The organism is Fischerella muscicola PCC 7414, assembly GCF_000317205.1.
GTDB lineage: Bacteria > Cyanobacteriota > Cyanobacteriia > Cyanobacteriales > Nostocaceae > Fischerella > Fischerella muscicola.
Map to the genome: position 1 here is coordinate 1 of NZ_AJLK01000160.1, position 20,249 is coordinate 20,249.

Annotated in this window: 16 protein-coding genes and 3 pseudogenes; 9 read left to right on the forward strand and 10 right to left on the reverse strand. The window is 41.0% G+C overall.

Annotated features, from left to right (window positions below):
• Positions 1–922 (forward strand): ABC transporter ATP-binding protein (locus UYI_RS33415; RefSeq protein ID WP_016869449.1); only part of this gene is annotated, 922 nt, incomplete at its 5' end.
• A 64-nt stretch (positions 923–986) separates the two neighbouring features.
• Here UYI_RS33415 and UYI_RS0125175 read toward each other — a convergent pair.
• The 3 genes from UYI_RS0125175 to cysS are packed head-to-tail and all read right to left on the reverse strand — an operon-like array spanning position 987 to position 2,915.
• Positions 987–1,247 carry a type II toxin-antitoxin system RelE family toxin gene (locus tag UYI_RS0125175; protein WP_016869450.1) on the reverse strand — a complete coding sequence of 87 codons (261 nt, stop codon included), beginning with the start codon at positions 1,245–1,247 and terminating at the stop codon, positions 987–989.
• On the reverse strand, positions 1,244–1,444 hold the full coding sequence (locus UYI_RS0125180) for a hypothetical protein (protein WP_016869451.1): 201 nt from the start codon (positions 1,442–1,444) through the stop codon (positions 1,244–1,246). The genes UYI_RS0125175 and UYI_RS0125180 overlap by 4 nt, the downstream gene beginning before the upstream one ends.
• A 28-nt stretch (positions 1,445–1,472) precedes the next feature.
• The gene (cysS, locus tag UYI_RS0125185) at positions 1,473–2,915 is read right to left on the reverse strand and encodes a cysteine--tRNA ligase (RefSeq protein ID WP_016869452.1); all 1,443 of its coding nucleotides are present in this window, start codon (positions 2,913–2,915) and stop codon (positions 1,473–1,475) included.
• A gap of 133 nt (positions 2,916–3,048) precedes the next feature.
• Here cysS and UYI_RS0125190 point away from each other — a divergent pair, with 133 nt between their 5' ends.
• Positions 3,049–4,152: a CobW family GTP-binding protein gene (locus UYI_RS0125190; protein ID WP_016869453.1), complete on the forward strand. Its 1,104-nt coding sequence runs from the start codon at positions 3,049–3,051 to the stop codon at positions 4,150–4,152.
• An 81-nt stretch (positions 4,153–4,233) separates the two neighbouring features.
• Here UYI_RS0125190 and UYI_RS33420 read toward each other — a convergent pair.
• Positions 4,234–5,076 (reverse strand): annotated as a pseudogene (locus tag UYI_RS33420) (Rpn family recombination-promoting nuclease/putative transposase).
• A gap of 71 nt (positions 5,077–5,147) precedes the next feature.
• On the opposite strand from UYI_RS33420, the gene dtd reads away from it, so the two are divergent.
• The 3 genes from dtd to UYI_RS0125210 all read left to right on the forward strand — a co-directional run bounded on the left by dtd (position 5,148) and on the right by UYI_RS0125210 (position 6,654).
• Positions 5,148–5,600 carry a D-aminoacyl-tRNA deacylase gene (dtd, locus tag UYI_RS0125200; RefSeq protein ID WP_016869457.1) on the forward strand — a complete coding sequence of 151 codons (453 nt, stop codon included), beginning with the start codon at positions 5,148–5,150 and terminating at the stop codon, positions 5,598–5,600.
• Between the two features lie 104 nt (positions 5,601–5,704).
• The gene (gene psb28, locus UYI_RS0125205) at positions 5,705–6,040 is read left to right on the forward strand and encodes a photosystem II reaction center protein Psb28 (protein ID WP_016869458.1); all 336 of its coding nucleotides are present in this window, start codon (positions 5,705–5,707) and stop codon (positions 6,038–6,040) included.
• Between the two features lie 110 nt (positions 6,041–6,150).
• Complete coding sequence (locus UYI_RS0125210; protein WP_026086162.1) at positions 6,151–6,654, forward strand: MogA/MoaB family molybdenum cofactor biosynthesis protein; 504 nt, start codon at positions 6,151–6,153, stop codon at positions 6,652–6,654.
• A gap of 39 nt (positions 6,655–6,693) precedes the next feature.
• Here UYI_RS0125210 and UYI_RS39300 read toward each other — a convergent pair whose 3' ends face one another.
• Positions 6,694–6,849 (reverse strand): adenylate/guanylate cyclase domain-containing protein, encoded by a 156-nt coding sequence (locus UYI_RS39300; protein ID WP_016869460.1) that lies wholly within the window; start codon positions 6,847–6,849, stop codon positions 6,694–6,696.
• Between the two features lie 34 nt (positions 6,850–6,883).
• Positions 6,884–7,306: a hypothetical protein gene (locus tag UYI_RS0125220; RefSeq protein ID WP_016869461.1), complete on the reverse strand. Its 423-nt coding sequence runs from the start codon at positions 7,304–7,306 to the stop codon at positions 6,884–6,886.
• A 132-nt stretch (positions 7,307–7,438) separates the two neighbouring features.
• On the opposite strand from UYI_RS0125220, the gene UYI_RS0125225 reads away from it, so the two are divergent.
• Positions 7,439–8,974 carry a DEAD/DEAH box helicase gene (locus tag UYI_RS0125225; RefSeq protein ID WP_016869462.1) on the forward strand — a complete coding sequence of 512 codons (1,536 nt, stop codon included), beginning with the start codon at positions 7,439–7,441 and terminating at the stop codon, positions 8,972–8,974.
• A 137-nt stretch (positions 8,975–9,111) separates the two neighbouring features.
• Here UYI_RS0125225 and UYI_RS0125230 read toward each other — a convergent pair whose 3' ends face one another.
• Positions 9,112–9,648, reverse strand: a complete 537-nt coding sequence (locus UYI_RS0125230) for a phycobiliprotein lyase (protein WP_026086163.1) — start codon at positions 9,646–9,648, stop codon at positions 9,112–9,114.
• 888 nt (positions 9,649–10,536) lie between these two features.
• Here UYI_RS0125230 and UYI_RS33425 point away from each other — a divergent pair.
• Entirely contained in the window at positions 10,537–11,814 is a 1,278-nt protein-coding gene (locus UYI_RS33425; RefSeq protein WP_016869464.1) for an efflux RND transporter periplasmic adaptor subunit, read from the forward strand.
• Positions 11,739–14,624 (forward strand): annotated as a pseudogene (locus tag UYI_RS0125240) (efflux RND transporter permease subunit); the annotation flags it as partial. The gene UYI_RS33425 and the pseudogene UYI_RS0125240, both read left to right, overlap by 76 nt.
• Positions 14,625–14,762: 138 nt before the next feature.
• On the opposite strand, the gene UYI_RS0125245 reads toward UYI_RS0125240, so the two are convergent.
• On the reverse strand, positions 14,763–16,121 hold the full coding sequence (locus UYI_RS0125245; RefSeq protein WP_016869466.1) for a PrsW family glutamic-type intramembrane protease: 1,359 nt from the start codon (positions 16,119–16,121) through the stop codon (positions 14,763–14,765).
• Between the two features lie 523 nt (positions 16,122–16,644).
• On the opposite strand from UYI_RS0125245, the gene UYI_RS0125250 reads away from it, so the two are divergent.
• On the forward strand, positions 16,645–18,690 hold the full coding sequence (locus UYI_RS0125250) for a protein kinase domain-containing protein (protein ID WP_016869467.1): 2,046 nt from the start codon (positions 16,645–16,647) through the stop codon (positions 18,688–18,690).
• A 38-nt stretch (positions 18,691–18,728) separates the two neighbouring features.
• Here the strand turns inward: UYI_RS0125250 and UYI_RS40060 are convergent.
• A pseudogene (locus UYI_RS40060) lies at positions 18,729–18,773 on the reverse strand (hypothetical protein); the annotation flags it as partial.
• Between the two features lie 173 nt (positions 18,774–18,946).
• Positions 18,947–20,014, reverse strand: a complete 1,068-nt coding sequence (locus tag UYI_RS0125255) for a glycosyltransferase (RefSeq protein WP_016869468.1) — start codon at positions 20,012–20,014, stop codon at positions 18,947–18,949.
• Positions 20,015–20,249: the final 235 nt, after the last annotated feature.

The window sequence follows — 20,249 nt, forward strand, 5'->3', positions numbered from 1 at the left end:
GAATGTAGAATCAAACTCTCCCCATCACCCCATCACCCCATCATCCCATTTAACGGCGTGGGCAGAAAAGATGTTAGTGGGAATGACACGAAATTTACCCAAGGGACTACGTTATATTTCTGAGAAAGAACGCTCAGTAAATGAACAGGTAAAATACGTTGCTCAGTTATTACAAATTGAAGGACTGTTAAATCGTTTACCCAAACAATTATCCGGGGGACAAAGACAACGGGTGGCGTTAGGAAGGGCGATCGCCCGCAATCCCCAAGTGTTTCTCATGGATGAACCGCTTTCTAACCTTGATGCCAAACTACGCGCCGAAACCCGCGCCCAAATTGTCAAACTGCAACGCCAACTAGGAACAACGACAATTTATGTTACCCACGATCAAACAGAAGCGATGACAATGGGCGATCGCATTACAATTCTCAATCAAGGTCAAATTCAACAAGTTGCCCAGCCGTTAGAACTTTATAATCGTCCCGCTAACCTTTTTGTGGCTGAATTTATTGGTTCACCACCAATGAATTTTATGCCGATGAAATTTCATGCCCCTTTGTTAATTACTAACGGAGATTTTCGGCTGACTTTACCAGAATTTTGGGGCAATGCCTTACAAAAATACGATGGACGCACTGTAATATTAGGCATTCGTCCAGAACATTTAATTTTAAGTGTACCTGCGACTAAAAATTTACCAGTACAAGTCGAACTGGTAGAAAACCTCGGCAATGATAGTTATCTATCTACAAAACTTGTCGGTTCTAGTTTCCAACAACCTGTGACTGCCTGTGGTAATTCTTTGCAAGTGCGAGTACCTCCAGACAGACTGGTACATGTGGGCGAACAGCTATGGTTATCCCTGACACCAGAAAAACTCCACTTTTTTGATCCTGAAACGGAATTGGCAATTTTTCCTTAGATCAAGGAACATTTTTGATCTCGTCACAGGCATAAATAATGCCTACAGTTATCTCATTAATTGGCTATTTTTTGTAAACGTCTTTACGATGCCCAACTTTAACAACTTTGACTATTAGTAAATCATCTTTGACTTCGTACAAAATACGATACTTGCCTACACGAACACGGTAAGTATCTTCACTGTCTTCTAACTTTACAACTCCATCAGGACGTGGATTTTCTGCTAACTCTTGAATCTTCTCTTCAATTCGTAGTTTGATATCTTCAGGCAGCTTTTTTAATTGTTTAGCTGCCCTACTTGTAATTTCTACTTGATAAATCACGCGGTTTCTCGCTTGTATTGTTCCCAAGAAATAGTAGTATCATTTTTTGCCGCATGAATATCTCGAATATCCTCTTCATCTTCGCTTTTACGAATTTTTAATAACTCTAAAACATCTTCTAAAGTATCTTCATAAGCCTGTTCCAATTCCTCGTAAATTGCTTTGAGTAGCGCTTGTCTGGTTTTTGTAGTTTCCATTTGTCACCTCATAAATTTTTCTAAATTATTATCCCCTATGCCAACGAGTACCCTCACGGCTATCTATTAAAGTAATGCCTTGGGCTTGCAATTCATCGCGGATACGGTCTGCTTCGGCAAAATTCTTGGCTTTTCTCGCTTCTTGCCGTTTTTGAATTAACTCCTCGATTTCTACTTCAGTAATACCACCAGTATTATTTGTTTCTTCTGCCACTTTGGCTTCTAAACCCAACACTCCGGCCAAGGTAACAAGAGTCCGCCACTGTTTCGCTAACTCTGCTGGTGGTGTTGTGGTTTTGCCTTCATGTACCAAAAGATTTCCCTCTCGGCGTAGTTCTTTGGCGAGTTCAAATAGTACTGCTAGGCTACCAGAAAAGTTAAAGTCATCATCTCCTGATTCTTCAAATCGTTTGATGATTTCTTTATCTAAATTATTACCGTCATTGTCAAAGCCAAGTTTTTGACCGTGTTCGTAGCCGAAAAGTAAACCTTCTTTGAGGGTTTTCCAACTACTTTCGGCAGTAGTGATCGCTTCATCTGTAAAATCAAGAGGTTTGCGATAGTGTGCCTGCAAGACAAAGTAGCGCACCGCCATTGGGTCTACTGGGCGATCTAATAATTCTCTGATAGTGGTAAAATTACATAGAGACTTGGACATTTTCTTACCATCTACCATCACCATGCCGTTATGCATCCAGTAACGGGCTAGGGGTTTGTTGATGGCGGCTTCTGATTGGGCAATTTCATTTTCATGGTGAGGGAAGATTAAATCACCACCGCCACCATGAATATCAATTGTTTCACCTAGTCGCGATCGAATCATCGCCGAACATTCAATATGCCACCCCGGACGACCTTTACCCCAAGGTGAGTCCCAAGCTGGTTCTCCTGGTTTAGCAGCTTTCCACAAAGCAAAATCAAAGGGGTGCTGTTTTTTACCTTCTTGTTCTTCTGCATCTACTCTGCCACTTGCACCAGCTTGCATTTGTTCTAGTTCGCGCCCTGATAGCTTACCGTAAGTGGGAAAACGCTCAACTCTGTAATATACGTCACCACCAGCCGCGTAGGCATAATCTTTTGCAATTAAGGCTTTAATCATCTCATGGATTTCCGGAATATGTTCCGTTGCACGAGGATATTCGTCAGCATCCATGACATTTAAACGACGGATATCTTCAAAATAAGCATCGATAAAACGATGTGACACTGCTTCCATCGTTGTACCTTGTTCCCTGGCACGGTTGAGAATCTTATCGTCAATATCGGTAAAATTCTGGATGTAGTGGACTTGATAACCGCGCCATTGCAGATAACGACGTATAGTATCCCAAACTATGTAGGAACGAGCATGACCCAAATGGCAATAGTCATACACCGTCACGCCGCAGCAATACATCTTAACTTTTCCAGGCTCAATTGTTTCCAAAGGTTCTTGGCGACGAGTGAGGGTATTGTAAACGGTTAGGGTCATAACACAGTAATACTGATTGAGATACGCAATAATAGGTTAAAGCAACTGGGACGTTGATCCAGCATCCCTATGCTAGTGTTTTATGGACTCTGTGCGCTACATTTTCTAGTTTGACTCATTTGATGGCAGTGTTATGCAAGCAGCTACTTCTGAATCTCATTCAATGGATGCCCCAAAACAAGGATTACCAGTCACAATTATCACTGGTTTTCTTGGTAGCGGAAAAACAACTTTACTCAATCATATCTTGAGCAATCAACAGGGTTTAAAAACCGCTGTTTTAGTAAATGAATTTGGTGAAATTGGCATTGATAACGAGTTAATTATCTCTACCGACGATAATAATAATATGGTGGAGTTAAGTAACGGTTGTATCTGCTGCACCATTAATAATGATTTGGTTGATGCCGTTTATAAAGTTTTAGAACGCCAAGAAAATATAGACTATCTAGTTGTAGAAACAACTGGACTAGCAGATCCGCTACCAGTTGCCTTAACATTTCTTGGCACGGAATTACGAGATTTAACTCGTCTAGATTCGATTATCACTGTTGTCGATGCAGCAAATTACAGCCTAGATTTGTTTAATTCCCAGGCAGCTTACAGTCAGATCGCCTATGGTGATGTGATTTTGTTGAATAAGACAGATTTAGTTTCTGAAACAGAATTAGAAACACTAGAAGCCAAAATTCGAGAGGTTAAGGAAGGCGCGAGAATTATTCGTACCAAGAAAGCACAAGTACCACTACCTTTAATTCTCAGTGTTGGTCTGTTTGAGACAGATAAGTATTTTGACTCTGCCGAAGCGCATGATCACGACGATCACGGCCATGATCATGACCACTCAGAATGTGGTCACGACCACCACCACGACCATGATCATCATCACCACCATCACCATCATTCCAATCATCTGGAAAATGATGGCTTTACCTCACTATCTTTTGAGAGTGACAAACCTTTTGCAATCAGAAAATTTCAGTATTTCTTAGATAACCAACTTCCCGATACTATTTTCCGTGCAAAGGGTATTATGTGGTTTGATGAAAGTCCCAAGCGACATATTTTTCACCTTTGTGGTAAACGCTTTACCTTAGATGATGATGAGTGGAAAGGCGAAAAGAAAAATCAGTTGGTACTGATTGGCCAAAATTTAGACCATGAAAAATTGCGAGAACAATTAGAAAACTGTCTCTGTATTCCTTCTACGAATCGTGGTAAAGGATTTGGGAAGTAGTCATTGGTCATTGGTCATTAGAATAACTAAGGACTAATGACCAAGTCCCTTTGGGGTGAGGGAACTGTTAATTTGTTTCTCTTATTCTTGTGAGTTTTCAGACTCTGAAATCTCCAACTGTTGCAATTGTTCTACTGATAAACCTGTCAATTTTGACACCATTTCTCTTGACATTCCCTCTTTGAGAAGGTTGACAGCAACCCGTCGAATACCTTCTTGAATACCTTCTTGAATACCTTCAGCCCGACCTTCAGCCCGACCTTCAGCCCGACCTTCAGCCCGACCTTCAGCCCGACCTTCATCTATTAAAGCTTGATAAGTTACTGACTCTTGCATAAGTTCTTTTCGCAGCAACTGTTGAATTGTGTCTTTATTTAATACTAGCCCAGCTAGGATAAATGTTGATGCTGCAATGTTACTCTGTGTACGTTGATCTTTAATATTAGAAATTATTTGAGCAACTTGTCTGAGTGTTTCAGTGCGGTCATTAGTCTGGCTCAAGACTGCAAAGGGTAATAAACCTGGATATTGCAAGAATACACTAGTTGGTTGCTCCCATAAGCGAATGATATCAAACTCGTGATGAGTTCTTTCCAAAGTAAATGTATTTTATTGTACCAGATCAGAAGTAGTTTTTTGTAGGTAAATCACGACTTGATTCATGCGTTTGTTGGGAAAACGCCGATACACACGCAGTCGATAATCTGCCATCCGAAACGGAATTTCGGTTTTGGGTTGAGTCTGAAATTCCAAATGAAGTACAACTTGATCAGATTGGAGTAATATTAGTGCATCAGCACGAATGGGTTCAAGAGATAGTTCAGAGGGACTTAACTCGGTGAGGGTAACTGGTTCTCCTAATAGCCAACTGGCAAAATCACTTGAGAAGGTTTCAGCAAGGAATTTACACAGATTATCGAACATGAAGAAAGATTAAGTGAAATTAAAAATAAAAGAATACAGTATAAATAACACTTAAAACGTCACTTTATATAATGCGTGTTGTGATTCAGCGAGTTAAATCATCTAAAGTCACAGTTAATGGTGAAATTGTCGGCAAAATTGGACGAGGACTGAATTTGCTTGTGGGTATTGCTGATAGTGATACTGATGCTGAACTTGACTGGATGGTACGTAAATGTTTGGAATTGCGACTGTTCCCTGACCAAGAAGGCGGAGATAGGTGGCAAAAATCTGTACAAGAGATTGGTGGTGAGTTGCTGGTAATCAGTCAGTTCACGCTTTACGGTGACTGTCGCAAAGGTCGACGACCGTCGTTTGACCGTTCAGCAACCCCTCAAACTGCTGAGGATTTATATAATTGCTTTGTCGCCAAGTTACGGGAGAGTGGTTTGAAGGTAGAAACTGGTAAATTTGGGGCGATGATGCAAGTTACGATTGAAAATGACGGGCCTGTAACCTTAATACTAGACAAAGAAAGTATATAAGTGTTTACACGTAGGTAATCAATCTGACCATAATCTAGGCTTATTTGTACTAAAAGATGAGAGAATATTAATTTAAACATCACAAAACTTTAAATTCACTCATCATGGCAAAAATCCAGTTTTCTAAAGGTATTGACGAAGAAGTAATTCCGGAAGTACGCTTGACGCGATCGCGCACTGGTGAAAGTGGTACTGCAACGTTTATTTTTCAAAATCCTAAAGCATTAGATAGTGGCAATACCGAAGACATCACCGGTATGTACATGATTGACGAAGAAGGGGAAATTGTCACCCGCGAAGTCAAAGGTAGATTTGTCAACGGTAAACCAGAAGCTTTGGAAGCTGTTTATTTAATGAAATCTAAAGAACAATGGGATCGCTTCATGCGGTTTATGCAAAGATATGCAGAAGAAAATGACTTGGGATTTAATAAATCTTAAAAAGTCATTGGTCATTGGCTAAGGAATTTTGTTGATGGTTGATAGTTGGTAGGTGTTTGCTCAAACAACCAATCACAACCAACAACCAACGAACACCAAACAACAAATAAATGACTAATATCCCTCATTCAAATTCTCAAATGTTGACGGTAACTTGTGCTGTAGTTACCGTTAGCGATACGCGTTCCCAATCCACAGATAAAAGTGGTCAGTTAATTCAAAAATTACTCCGGAATGCTAACCACACAGTGGGAGTTTACACAATTATTAAAGATGAACCAACTCAAATCCAAGAACAGTTAGAACTGCTGGGTAAAAATTCCAATTTAGATGCTGTGATTTTCACTGGTGGCACGGGTATCGCTCCAAGAGATACTACCTATGATGCCATAGAAAAGTTGTTAGAAAAAACTTTGCCTGGATTTGGTGAATTGTTTCGCTTTTTAAGTTATCAGGAAATTGGTTCACGAGCGATCGCTTCTCGCGCTGTTGCTGGTGTTTATCAAAGTAAATTAATTTTTTCTCTTCCTGGTTCTAGCAATGCGGTGCGATTAGCGATGGAAAAACTGATTTTACCGGAACTTTCCCATTTAGTTAGTTTACTACGTCAATAGGAGCAAAAATTATCTTTGATGCAGAAGGCAGAAGGGCTGTTAATTAGCGATCGCACCTTTGAGTAAATAAGTCATCATTTCTCCCTTACCTTTAATCTTAATCAATCCTCGTTTTTCCAATACAAATTTATCTTTTAAACATTGATGAGAAGCTTCACAGACTTGAATACAGCCAGCTAAACCGTGTGATTCCATTCTACTGGCAGTGTTGACAGTATCTCCCCACAGGTCATAAGCAAATTTTTTTAATCCAATTTCTTGGCTCTAAAACATTAAAAAGTAAAGCTGTACCAATTTGAGCAATACAAGTCACAGACCAACAAAGAGTCAAAAAGATAATTTGAGGATAACGACGACCAAAATTATTTTGACAAAGAAACCAACAAGCTCCAATGATTAACTCGACAACCAGACCAATCTTGAGAGCAGATATTTTACCTGCTGCTTGTAAATTCACCCACAAAAAAAAGGCAATTACTGTTAGTCCAACAATTAACATAATTTGTGCCTGCAACCGTAGTCGGTCAAGCATCATTTTTTGTCTTTGTGTGGTGTAAGAGTCGAAAATACTAGCAGGCTTTTGCCAGTGAGACATTACTTGTTTCAGGAATATATCAAATTGCTCTTTGTCTGTGTCTGTCGGTTTAATCATGCACGTTTTCAGTTATTTTTGTTAAGGGAATAAGTTTAGTGAGTAAATTTTGTTGGTGGTTGGTTGTTGGTAGTTGCTAGGAACAAACAACAAACAACAAACAACCAATAACTATTTGGGAGGAACCGAAAAATGGCTCGTACCCCCACATTAACTTTTGATCGTGGCACATTAATTTTGCATCCACCACCACGTGGCAAAGCCTGGACAGATTACGCCGTATGGGATGATAGAGTTGAAAAGTTCCGCATTCCGGCGATTAAATATCGTCCTTTGGTGGAAGCACTGCAAGCGGAGGATACCTATTTTATTGATGAGGCAAAGGGATTTTATTCTCTAGAATTGCTTTCTAGTTTGGAAATGGAACCCTACCCCCACCAGAGTGAGGCGTTAACAGCTTGGAAATTGGCGGGAAGACAAGGTGTAGTAGTGCTACCTACCGCCGCCGGAAAAACTTATTTGGCGCAGATGGCAATGGAGGCGACGCCACGCAGTACGCTGATTGTTGTGCCAACGTTGGATTTAATGCATCAGTGGTATGCACACTTGGTATCGGCGTTTCCGGATGCGGAGGTGGGGTTACTGGGGGGTGGTTCGCGGGATAAAACAGCGATACTGGTTGCAACTTACGACAGTGCCGCAATTCATGCTGAAAGTTTGGGAAATCAGTACGGCTTGTTGATTTTTGATGAGTGTCATCATTTACCGACTGATTTTAATCGGGTAATTGCAGAGTATGCGATCGCACCCTATCGTTTAGGACTATCGGCGACACCTGAACGCAGCGATGGGAAACATACTGATTTGAATATACTCATTGGCCCAGAAGTATATCGCAAAAGGGCTGAAGATTTAGCGGGAAAGGCATTAGCAGAACACGAAATTGTCCAAATTAAAGTCAAGCTATCGCAGCATGAACGGGAAAAGTACAACGAGTTAATTCAAATCCGCAATGATTTCTTACAGCAAGCGAAAATTTCTTTGGGGAGTATCCAGGGTTGGCAAAAGTTTGTGCAGATGAGTGCGCGATCGCAAGCCGGACGTAGAGCAATGTTAGCGCATCGCCAAGCCAAAGAAATTGCTGTCGGTACGGATGGCAAGTTAAGAATTCTAGCAAACTTATTAGCGAAGCATTATCCGGAGCGAGTTTTAATTTTTACTGCTGATAATGCTACGGTTTATCGGATTTCTCAAGAGTTTTTAATTCCAGCAATTACTCATCAAACGCCTGTGAAGGAACGTCATGAGGTTTTAACAAAGTTTCGGGAGGGGGAGTATAAGACTGTTGTTGCTTCCCATGTGTTGAATGAAGGTGTAGATGTGCCGGCGGCGAGTGTGGCGATTATTTTATCGGGTACGGGTTCGGCAAGAGAATATATTCAGAGATTAGGGAGAGTGTTAAGGAAGGGTAAAGATAATCATAAGCAGGCGATTTTGTATGAAGTGGTGGCACAAGATACAGCAGAAGAGGGGACTTCGGCGAGGAGGAGAGGGGTGAGAAATGCACCGCCACGACACCAAGATCGCCAAGACAAAGAGAACAGAAGAGGGAATTTACAGGTTGTGTATGGTACTGGTGAGGAAAAAAGTTACCGTGCTGCGGAACAGTTAGAGATTAAGTATACAGTTGAGAATAAGAAGTCTAAAAAAGAAGATGATTTGGAGTAATTAGAATCGATTGCTGCGAGCCGACGATTGACTGTGTTAGCTTTGTTCAGTTGCTATGCGAATTTTACAACTGATTCAGGGACGCGATCATCCTGATTTACCTGCAACCAGACTAGTTGATTACAATTTGCTACCGACTAAATCCGCTTTTCCAGATATTGACCAATCATCAACTGCTCACCTGCACGGGAAATTATAGATTGCCGTGTGCGGTATTTGCTGCCGACTAGCTTTAATTCTTCTTCAAATACTGAATTATTGTATTCGGTTCGCAAACATAGTGTTGTAGGGTTGGGGAAGTAATACTGAGCTGTCACTGGTTTAGCTGTTGCAAAACCGCGATCGCGATATATTGTGTTTCCTAAAGCCCCAAATAAAGTTGTTCCCTTTGATTCCTTCTTGTTTGAAATTGAATTAGTGCTTTCCCAAATGACTTCAGCACCACAGGTTAAACTCACTGTATCAGGCAAACCGTGCATTTGAGCCAGTTTACGTAATTTTTCGCATCCCTGCTCTAAAAAATTAATAGTAATTACACTCACCATTTCTTTGGTTTCTCCCTCTGGGAGAGTGTAATAGCGACGTTCTGAACGCCATTGACCTACAGATGCTTGGAAAAATTGCGCCAGCAGAGAGTCGTCGGTTGTTTGTAAAATTTGTAATGGTAATGTCACTGGTTGCCTTCCTTGCGCCAAGTTAATTTTCAGTTAGTTCTGTGAGGACATACACAATGTGTGTCCTGCTTTCCAAATTTTTTACTTTTTTAATATAATCTAAATTACTGAAGGTTATTGATATGGTTGCTACCAAGCTATAAAAATATCTATTTTCCAAAACTTAACTACAAATAAGTGGTTGTTATGTGTCAAGAACAATTGGTCTAAATTTTTAAAGATAAAATTTTACTTATTTTTTAACGCAGAGGAACACAGAGTTAACGCAGAGGTACGCGGAGAATGCTTTTTCGTATGTAGTTCAGAGTCGGCATTTGTAGATACAAATTTTGTCATAGTGAAAACATGACTTAAGTCACGGGTGCATACATGACTTTTTGCTCATGTACTTGCTAGGTGTAGTTTTTAGGATAGAGATAAAAACTACAAGGAGTGATAGCATGTTGGGTCTTTAGAGATTGTCTGGATAATTAAAGAATTTTTTGTTACAGCCTAATAAATAATCATTCTAGTCAATAGATATATTGACTAAAAATTAACTGTAAACAGGATTATTTTCGCGTGTTTTCAGTCTTATACCTTTAAGTAGAGACAAATTAAAACACAAATATTTATACTATGTTAATAATTGTATCAACTCAAACCAAATCTTTCTGATTTTGGACGATTAGCATCTTCTTTGATATGCTTGGTATGCTTTTTTTGAAAAGAAAGTAATTTACTATACATAAAATTTGACAAAACTAATGGAAGAAGATTTACAGTTTTTTTGTGCGGAATGTATTTATTTGTTCATAAAGTCTCAGTGATATTTACATTATCCATTGGGACTATTTATTAATAAATGACCGTATTAGGCAAAAGCTGCCCCAGTAGGAGCCAAATATAATGATTTGCGACGGAAATAAGCTGCGTATATTAGTTAAAACCCCCCCCTTATTGTCGAATTCATCTGTATTCTTGCTGGTTTATTGGCTAGGTATGGGATTATTGATGGGGGGTTGCGGATCACTTCCCAAAGAATCAGCAGAGGCTCAGCAAGAGCGTCGTGGTGTATCTGGACAAGCTGATGGTGCAATACCTGTAGATGTGGCGATCGCTCGTAAAGACGGTTTGCAACAACAATTAGAATACACAGGTACTACTACACCGTTCCGCACAGTATCGTTGCGATCGCAAATCCAAGGACAGCTTTTGGCTTTGAACGTAGATGTGGGGGATGTGGTATCACAAGGTCAAATACTTGGACAGGTAGATGACACGCTCCTGCAAACAGCCTTAAATCAAGCCGAAGCAGAACTAGCAGCACTCAAATCAGAAGTAGCCAGGGCAAATGCTCAAGTTAATAATGCCCGTGTTGAAGTAGAACGGACACGATTAGAAGTAGCACAAGCCCTTGCCGATGCCGAAAGACAAGATAAACTCCTCAAAGAAGGAGCGATCGCTCAACAAGCAGCCGAACAAGCACGCACCAACGCCCAAACGGCGACGCAAGCATTACGTGCCGCACAGCAGCAAGTACGTACAGAACAAGAAGCTGTTGCTGCTGCTAAAGGTAGATTAACTGCTCAACAAGCCTTGGTAGCAGAAGCTAAAGAACGCCTTTCCTATGCCAAGTTGACATCCCCGATTGCTGGGGCTGTCTTAGAAAAGGTCACAGAACCCGGAAATCTTTTGCAACCAGGTAATGAAGTTCTAAAAATCGGTGATTTTAGCCGTGTCAAAGTTAGAGTTGAAGTTTCCGAATTAGAACTGGCAAATATTCAGGTGGGACAATCAGTACAAGTACGCTTAGATGCCTTTCCTAATAATACATACGTTGGCAATGTAGCACGTATCTCTCCCGCAGCTGACAGCACAGTTCGTTTAGGTTTAGTACCAGTGGAAATAGTGATTCCCAATAATGGGGCAAAAATCGGTAGTGGACTATTGGCAAGAGTCAATTTTGCCGAACAGGGACAAGAACGTGTAGTAGTACCTCTAACTGCTATCCAAATAGAAGGGGGGAATAACCAAAACCAAAACCAAAATCCAAGGGTAATATTGACCAAGCCCTCAACGATGCTACAGCTGCATTTAACAGAGCTAGAAGTGGTTTACCAGATACTATTGAAGAACCCCGCATCTTCAAAGTTGACCCCTCTCAATCCCCGATTTACGAATTAGCCTTAACTTCACCCTCATTAGAAGGTGTTGATTTGCGGGTATTTGCCGAAGAAGAACTAGCACGAGAACTCAGTGTCGTATCTGGTGTCGCAGGGGTAGATGTATCAGGGGGAGTACAAGAAGAAGTCAGGGTAAATATTGATTTGGATCGTTTGCAAGCCCTTGGTGTTGGTTTAACAGATGTACTAGATGAACTAACCAACCGCAACCAAGACATTTCTGGCGGTCGAATTTTTGGACAAAATTCTGAACCTCTCACCCGTACCGTCGGACGCTTCCAGAGTGCGGACGAAATCAGCAATCTTTCTTTTGAAGTCTCTTCTTCTCCCCCTACTTCTTCGACTTCCTCAACTTCCCCTACTTCCTCCACTTCCTCCGCTTCTATTCCTACCCGTCGCGTCTACCTACGTGACTTTGCTCAAGTCATTGATGGTACACAAAACCAACGTCTGTTCGTTTTACTCAACGGACAGCCAGCCGTAAAAGTCAGCATTCAAAAGCAACCGGATGCCAACACCATAGACGTTGTAGATGGAGTGAAAAAACGAATAGAAGAACTGAGAAATTCTGGTGTCATCCCAGAAGGAACAGTTCTCACGCCTACTTTGGATGAATCCCGGTTTATCCGTAATTCTATTTCTAACGTCACAAGTTCTGGTTTGATTGGAGCAGCACTAGCTGCGATCGCAGTTTTGTTATTTCTGGGTTCGGTGCGGCAAACTCTGATTATTGTGATTGCCATTCCCCTAGCAACCTTAGCTGCGATCATTTTGATGGGATTGTTTGGGCTATCCCTCAATATTTTCAGCTTGGGTGGTTTAGCCTTGGGCGTAGGTATCGTAGTAGATAACTCCATCGTCATGTTGGAGAATATTGCCGAAGGTGCAGGCATGACTACTGGTAAAGATACCAGAACTCGCCTCAGTTCATGGCAACTCATTCAACAGGCAGAACAAAGTAGCCAAGAAGTAGAATCTGCTTTGCTAGCTTCTACTAGCACCAACCTAGTGTCGGTGTTACCATTTTTGCTGATTGGTGGCTTTATTTCGCTGCTATTCAATGAATTAATTCTGACTATTAGCTTTGCTGTTGCTGCTTCTATTTTAATTGCGGTAACTGTAGTGCCGATGCTCGCTTCGCGGATGTTAGCGTGGCGTATTTCCAGTGGTTTGAGTAATTTTTGGTTCCTCCGAGAATTTAATCGCCGTTTTGATGCTGCAACTAGAAATTACGGTGCTTTTTTAAGTAAAATTTTGCGTTTTCGCTTGCTCACAATAGCGATCGCGATCACTCTGTTAGGTGGTGGCAGTTTATGGGTAGCACCACAAATTCCCCAAGAAATTTTACCCCGGATCAACACTGGACAAGCTACTTTATTTGCTCAGTTTCCTCCCGGTACACCTTTAGAAAATAACCAAAAAGTCATGGCTGCGGTTGATGAAATTCTCCGTCGTCAGCCTGAGACTGAGTACGTATTTTCCACAATTGGCGGTGGGTTGTTTGGTAGCAATACTACAGAAAATCCCCTGCGGAGTTCTAGCACCATTACCCTCAAACCAGGTTCCGATGTAGAAGCCTATGTTGAACGAGTTACCCAAGAGTTTAACAAACTGAATTTAGTTGGTGTGCGTTTGCGCGTTGCTCCTGGGCAAGTCCGGGGTTTAATTCTTACTAATTCTCCAGTCAGGGGTGCTGAAGTTGACATTATCCTGCAAGGAAATAACGCAGACACCTTACAAAAAGCTGGACAGCAATTGCTAGCAACCCTAGAAGAAAAAGTTACCTTAGCCAGGTTTCGCCCCGATGCTGATGCACGTCAGCCTGAACTGCAAATCCGTCCAGATTGGGAAAGAGTTGCAGCAGTAGGATTAACTGCTAGAGAAATCGGGGACACAATTGCGACTGCTATTGAAGGCAGTATACCAACACAGTTACAACGTGATAATCGGCTTGTGGATGTGCGGGTGCAGTTAAATGAAGAATCTGTGCGATCGCCCTCCCAACTCGAAAGATTACCTTTATTTGTAGAAAATAATCGCCAAGTCCGTCTTAGCGATGTTGCAGAAATTGTCGATGCTCAAGCCCCTGGAGAGATCCAACGAATTAACCAACGTCAAGTTTTCATTATTGCTGGTAACTTAAGCGAAGGCGCAAATCTCAGTGATGCCCAAGCCCAAGTGAATGAGGTCTTGAATAACTTAAAATTACCTCAAGGTGTGAGTGTCCTGCCTAGTGAGACAGCAGAAGCTAATCGGCAATTACAAAACTCTCTATGGTTATTAGGGGGATTAGCCGCCTTTCTAGTCTTCGTAGTTATGGCTGTGCAATACAATTCCCTCATCGATCCCTTGGTAATTATGTTTACAATTCCCTTAGCTTTAGCAGGGGGTATTTTCGGTCTTTACATTACCAAAACTGCCATTGGCGCCACAGTGATTGTCGGTGCAGTCTTGTTAGTAGGTATCGTCGTTAACAACGCCATCATCATGGTGGAACTAGCAAATCAAATTCGGGAACAGCAAGGCATTGATCGTAAAACAGCAATTTTACAAGCTGCTCCCCAACGCCTACGTCCAGTATTAATGACTACAATTACCACAGTTTTAGGCATGTTCCCTTTAGCATTGGGAATTGGCGAAGGTTCAGAATTTTTACAACCTTTAGGTATTGTGGTATTTGCAGGGTTGTCCTTAGCAACACTATTAACGCTGTTTATCATTCCTTGTTTCTATACCTTACTGCATGAGGTTTTGAGCTGGAAATGGATAAACTCTGTAATCATGCGGTTGGGAAAGTTGAGGAAATTTTAATACACACCGATAAATCATCCGTGTTCATCTGTGTTCATCTGTGTTCGATAATTATCTATCCCTACCACCCAGTGACAAACTCGAAGAAAAAACTCGAACACAGATACACACGGATGCACACAGATAAAACTCATCTCATTACTTAAAAAAGCGAGTGGCGAAATTCTGCTCACGCGTCGGCGACAAAGCACGCGCTTTAATAATTGCTGTCGCCAACAAAGCATAAGATATTCCCCCAACCACTACCAACAACCCTAAAACGAAAACCCCCAACGAACCCGCCAAACCCGCGCTGCTGTTCCACAAACCATGCAGCCCAGAAGCACTTAAGTACCCTATAGGCAGAATTCGCGAAGCTAGACGTGGTTTGAGGATACCCAAACCAATACAATATCCAAACCAGCCACTCCAAGCCATATGTCCTGCAACTTCGCCTAGTATTCGTGGAATCAGTAATTGCAACCCTGCTCCCAAAGCCGCTTCTGTTCCCATCTCTTGCGCCACTTCTGCAATCCTACCAGGCACATATTGACCCAAAGTTTCAAACAAAGTAAAACCCACTGCTGAAGCTGCACCTAGCAAAATTCCATCCAAGGGTTCCCAAACACCAATACGTTCCCGTTTCGGGGATGCTAGCGATTTGCCAATTAAATAAAATACGATGATAGGTAAGGCTTTGAGTAATTCTTCTAGTAACCCAGCGCCAATAAAGAAGCGAAGAAATAATTCGGGAAAACTGAGGCTGCTGGGATCTTCAGGTATGCTTCCTTGTAGAATGCCGCGAAACACAATGATGAAAATATCAAGTATGGGGCTAGCCAAAACTATCATTGTGATTATAGTTGAAGCAATTAACACCCACCAAGGTTTAGGTTTACCACATAACTGGTAGATAAAATACAAGGTCGCGCCAGCTAAGTACGCTCCTAGCAATATTTGATATAAATAACCTTGGACAAAAAACAGTAGTACTACGAAGATAACAGTGATGATGCCTGGTACTAAGTAGGCTTTGCGAGTTAAATCTTTGGGTGTTGACAAAAGCGGTATTAGTTGCGACAGGCTAGTATCATCATTGGTACTAGGTGAAGGCGCTGAATAGTTAAAGGCTACATTATTTGTTACAGGTGCTGACTGTGGTATACTAATATACTGGGTATTGTACTGATACTGATACTCGAAAAAGAATTCTGGGCCATTATTGCCAAGAGTAATGTGATCGCCATTTTGCAGTTCCTGACATCCCTGCAAAATCTGTCCATTTAAATAAGTTCCATTAGCACTATTGAGATCGCAAACTAGAAAGCTAGTTCTACCATCTGGTGTTTGAGATGGGCGAATGACCGCATGACGCCGCGAAACCATATTGTAAACATTGGAATCTAAGACAATTTGACAACTATTGGGGTCACGTCCCAATACTATCTCACCAGTGGTTAGCAGCGAGTAGGAATACTCTTGACTACCAGCAACCATACGTAAAAATGCATTACTCATCAGGCTAATCCCCTACCCAGCCAATAGTAATTATCAATACACATAAAATATTAATTCTTTACACAAAAGGCGCAAAAAATATAGTAAGTTTTTAAACATTAAGATAATTATAAAAGTATATCAAACAGTTTAAAAGCTGATTTTATACAGCTAAAATCATTGATTATTTGTCATCAAAAAATAACTAATAATTGTTTACTATTAAACCATCAAAAAAAACAACAATGAAAAGGTAAAGAAATTCATAAATTTTTTGTGAACTGAGTTGATTCAGGTATCTACCTTGTAAATTCACTCAATCTAAAGATAACTTCCTGATAGTGAGTTTCCGTAATCTCTGCTCCATGGATTGTTTTAATTATTAGATAACTAGCACAAGCAGCCAACAGACAGGAGGCGAAAGGTAAAAAACTTATCACATAAGCTTTTTGTCCATATCTTAAAATTCTAATTATTTCCGCCGTATTGTACTAGATACATCTGGTATCAAGTAATTAAGATAACATAGAGGTTGTGTATTATAATGTTACAAACTATTATTAACAATCGTTACAAGATTGTGAAAGTTTTAGGAGAAGGTGGTTTCGGCAAAACTTTTCTAACAGAAGATACACATTTGCCTTCGGGTCGTCGTTGTGTCATTAAGCAGCTGAAGCCTGTCACAGAGAATCCGCAGATATATAAAATGGTACAAGACAGGTTCCAGCGGGAAGCGGCTATTTTAGAAGACTTGGGAAACAGCAACAACCGGATTCCCAATTTATATGCGTATTTTGCTGAACAAGGTCAGTTTTATTTAGTTCAAGAATATGTAGAAGGTAAGACTCTCACTGAAAAGGTACACACTGAAGGGGTAATGAGTGAGAGTGCTGTGCGAGAAATACTCAAGAGTTTGTTGTACGTTCTCAACTTCGTACACAGCAGACACATCATCCATCGCGATATTAAACCAGACAACATAATCCTGCGGGATGCAGATAATATACCGGTACTGATTGACTTTGGGGCCGTACGGGAATCGATGGGTACAATCGTCAACTCTCAAGGTAATCCTACTAGTTCGATTGTCATCGGTACACCAGGATTTATGCCTCCAGAACAAGCAGCTGGTAGGCCTGTTTACAGCAGCGATCTCTACAGTTTAGCGATCACAATGATTTATTTGTTGACTGGGAGAATGCCGCAGGAGTTGCAGACAGATTCCAGAACTGGAGAGATCATGTGGCATCAGTATGCCATGAATGTCAGTCCTAGTCTGCGGATGGTACTAGATAAAGCGATCGCATATCATCCAGGCGATCGCTATCCTACCGCCAAAGACATGATTGATGCTTTACAGTCTCCTGCGGTTAATAATTACGTTGCACCCACAGAACCTTCTCCCCAATACAATCAACCTGTATCACCAAACCCTGGAGGATATTCCCCACCACCCACAGTTATCAACTCAGGTGGACAACCCCCCCAGCACATCCAACCTGTTGTTACTCCCCTGGGTTCTAACCCAAACTGGTCGGGCGGAAGTTACAATCCTCAACAGTACGTCTCACCTGCTGCAACCACAAATTCTGGTTGGCTGGGTGGAGGTGGCACATTTAATACCAATGTTCCCGTACCTCCGGAAATTCAAGGTTGGAACTGGGGAGCATTTTTGATGTCTCCATTATGGAGTATCACCAATCAAGTCTGGATTGGACTGTTATCTTGGGTTCCTTACGTAGGTATACCGATGCCTTTTGTCTTAGGTGCAAAAGGTAACACATGGGCTTGGAGAAGTCGGCAGTGGCGTAGTATTGAAGACTTTAAAGCCCACCAAAGAGCTTGGACAAAAGCAGCAATCATTCTTTATTCTTGCCTTGGGGCTTTAGGGGTCTTAATTGTAGCATTGGCTTTTATCGGTGCTAGTATTTCCGAACAAGATAACTCTAACTCTGACACACCAGTAGCAACTCCGACTCAGGTCAGTCCTACTCCTAGTGAACCTTCTACTTCAAGTTCTTCCAATTCTTCAAGTTCTTCAAGTTCTTCCAATTCTTCAAGTTCTTCAACTTCAACCTCCGGAACCACAACTGGTAACTTCCGACCAGTCGTAATTGGCAACCTACAAACCTATTCCTACGACACTGGTTTGTTCTCTATCGATGTTCCCCAAGGCTGGAATCTCAGGGATAACAGTAATGCCAACGAAGTAATTATCTATTGGCTTGATCCAACTGAGAATGGTCTGATTCAAGTCAATGTTTTCAACACTGAAAACACTCCTAATCAGGAAGAATTAACCGAGATTTTGAAGCGGTTTATTAACAAATTTGAGTCAGAACCAGACTTTAGAATGGATCAGCCTGTCAGACAAAATGACGGCAGTGTGAGGATTACTTGGAGTTATACAGCTAAAAGTGGAAATGCTTCCGGATCACTCACAGCTAATAGCTTTATCAAATCCCAAGGTGACAAAATTTCCATTGACTCCTATATTGTACCTAGTGAGCAGTATAAAGAACTATTACCAACAGTTAACCAAATTATCGCCAGTTACAAACTTAATGCATCAGCTCCTTTGAAAAAATAATTGTTAATGGTTAGTTGTTAGTTGTTAGTTGTTGGTAGTTAGTTGTTGGTAGTTAGTTGTTGGTTGTTAGTTGTTGGTTGTTGGTAGTTAGTTGTTAGTTGTTGGTTGTTGGTAGTTAGTTGTTGGTTGTTGGTTGTTAGTTGTTAGTTGTTGGTTGTTGGTTGTTAGTTGTTGTAGAGACGTGCCATGGCACGTCTGTACAGTAGTTAGTAGTTAGTAGATAGGTAGTTTACCAATAACCACTAACCAATAACCACTAACCACTAACTAACCCTTGATACACTGTTAGTGTTTCTTGATGAACACGGTAAACTTTTAACCGTTCTAGGTTTTGATTTGCCTTTACCTTCCATTGGTGGAGTGTATCTGGGTTACTCAGCAGTTTGACCAAAGCTGCTGCTAAAGTATTCGGATCTTTTGCTGGTACTAAAATACCAGCTTCCCCGTAATCCAATGCTTCGGGAATGCCATCTACTTCTGTAGCTACAATTGCACAACTAGCTTCGCGGGCTTCGGAAATTACGAGGGGGCAAGGATCACGATGAGAAGCGAGGACAAATATATCACAAGCTAGTAGATAACGTTGAGGTTCTGGTTGAAAGCCTTCAAAGTGGATGCGTGAACTGACAGCGGTTTTGCTTGCTTGTTCCTCAAACTCATGGCGATCAGGCCCGTTTCCGACTATGTATAAATGTGCTTGGGGAAAATCTGAGGCTACTTGCTCAAAAGCTGCAATTAACTCAGCTATACCTTTACGATGATACATTCCTGCCACAGTAGCGATCGCTGGATGTTGCAAAGGTAAAGGTTCATACTCTTGGAGGGGACGGTTGCGGGGGCTTCCCAAAGTACCATTACACACTACCCACAATTTTTCTTGAGAAATACCACGCCGTGTCATAGCATCAGCAACTGCTTTACTGACAGCAATTACTCGGTCAGCTAGCCCCATAAATATACTGCTGCGTTGGAATTCGTTATGTACGGTAGAAACTAAACTATACCTACTTTTACCTCTGTTTCTCAGAAAAGCTGCTAATATTACTCCCGTCATCATATGGGCATGAACAATATCTGGCTGAAATTCTTTGACAATTGCCCGATAACTAATAGCGGCTTTGATGAGATTGATCGGTTTGCGTGTTTGATCTAATTGATAGTGCTTAACGCCATAATTTGCTAGTAAATTTTCGTAACTTCCACCACTGGATATTACTGCTACCTTATGACCATCTTTTGCTTGCAGACAAGCTAGATCCACAGCTACATTGACAATACCGTTACCAATTTCTTGAACCTCATTTAAGATATGTATGATTCGCATAATTAATAATCAATATTTTGATATAAGTAGGTATGTTGAAATACAGCTAATACTATTTTGATTTTGGATTGGGAATCATTTTGGTGTAAAAGATTTATGTAAACAAATCATGTATTTTTACTAGGTTTTATAAGTTATTTAGTTGCGCTAGTAATTATTAAATATTAGTTGTTTAAAACTAAATATTAATAATACTCCTTAACTAAAAATATTTATAAGCATTGAAGAAGGCAGA

What these genes read in the sequence shown, in the direction of transcription:
- UYI_RS0125255 (WP_016869468.1), bottom strand. Translation starts at nt 20,014, where the DNA reads ATGCGAATCATACATATCTTAAATGAGGTTCAAGAAATTGGTAACGGT.
- UYI_RS0125180 (WP_016869451.1), bottom strand. Translation starts at nt 1,444, where the DNA reads ATGGAAACTACAAAAACCAGACAAGCGCTACTCAAAGCAATTTACGAG.
- psb28 (WP_016869458.1), top strand. Translation starts at nt 5,705, where the DNA reads ATGGCAAAAATCCAGTTTTCTAAAGGTATTGACGAAGAAGTAATTCCG.
- UYI_RS39300 (WP_016869460.1), bottom strand. Translation starts at nt 6,849, where the DNA reads ATGGAATCACACGGTTTAGCTGGCTGTATTCAAGTCTGTGAAGCTTCT.
- UYI_RS0125190 (WP_016869453.1), top strand. Translation starts at nt 3,049, where the DNA reads ATGCAAGCAGCTACTTCTGAATCTCATTCAATGGATGCCCCAAAACAA.
- cysS (WP_016869452.1), bottom strand. Translation starts at nt 2,915, where the DNA reads ATGACCCTAACCGTTTACAATACCCTCACTCGTCGCCAAGAACCTTTG.
- UYI_RS0125225 (WP_016869462.1), top strand. Translation starts at nt 7,439, where the DNA reads ATGGCTCGTACCCCCACATTAACTTTTGATCGTGGCACATTAATTTTG.
- UYI_RS0125210 (WP_026086162.1), top strand. Translation starts at nt 6,151, where the DNA reads ATGACTAATATCCCTCATTCAAATTCTCAAATGTTGACGGTAACTTGT.
- UYI_RS33425 (WP_016869464.1), top strand. Translation starts at nt 10,537, where the DNA reads ATGATTTGCGACGGAAATAAGCTGCGTATATTAGTTAAAACCCCCCCC.
- UYI_RS0125245 (WP_016869466.1), bottom strand. Translation starts at nt 16,121, where the DNA reads ATGAGTAATGCATTTTTACGTATGGTTGCTGGTAGTCAAGAGTATTCC.
- dtd (WP_016869457.1), top strand. Translation starts at nt 5,148, where the DNA reads ATGCGTGTTGTGATTCAGCGAGTTAAATCATCTAAAGTCACAGTTAAT.
- UYI_RS0125220 (WP_016869461.1), bottom strand. Translation starts at nt 7,306, where the DNA reads ATGATTAAACCGACAGACACAGACAAAGAGCAATTTGATATATTCCTG.
- UYI_RS0125250 (WP_016869467.1), top strand. Translation starts at nt 16,645, where the DNA reads ATGTTACAAACTATTATTAACAATCGTTACAAGATTGTGAAAGTTTTA.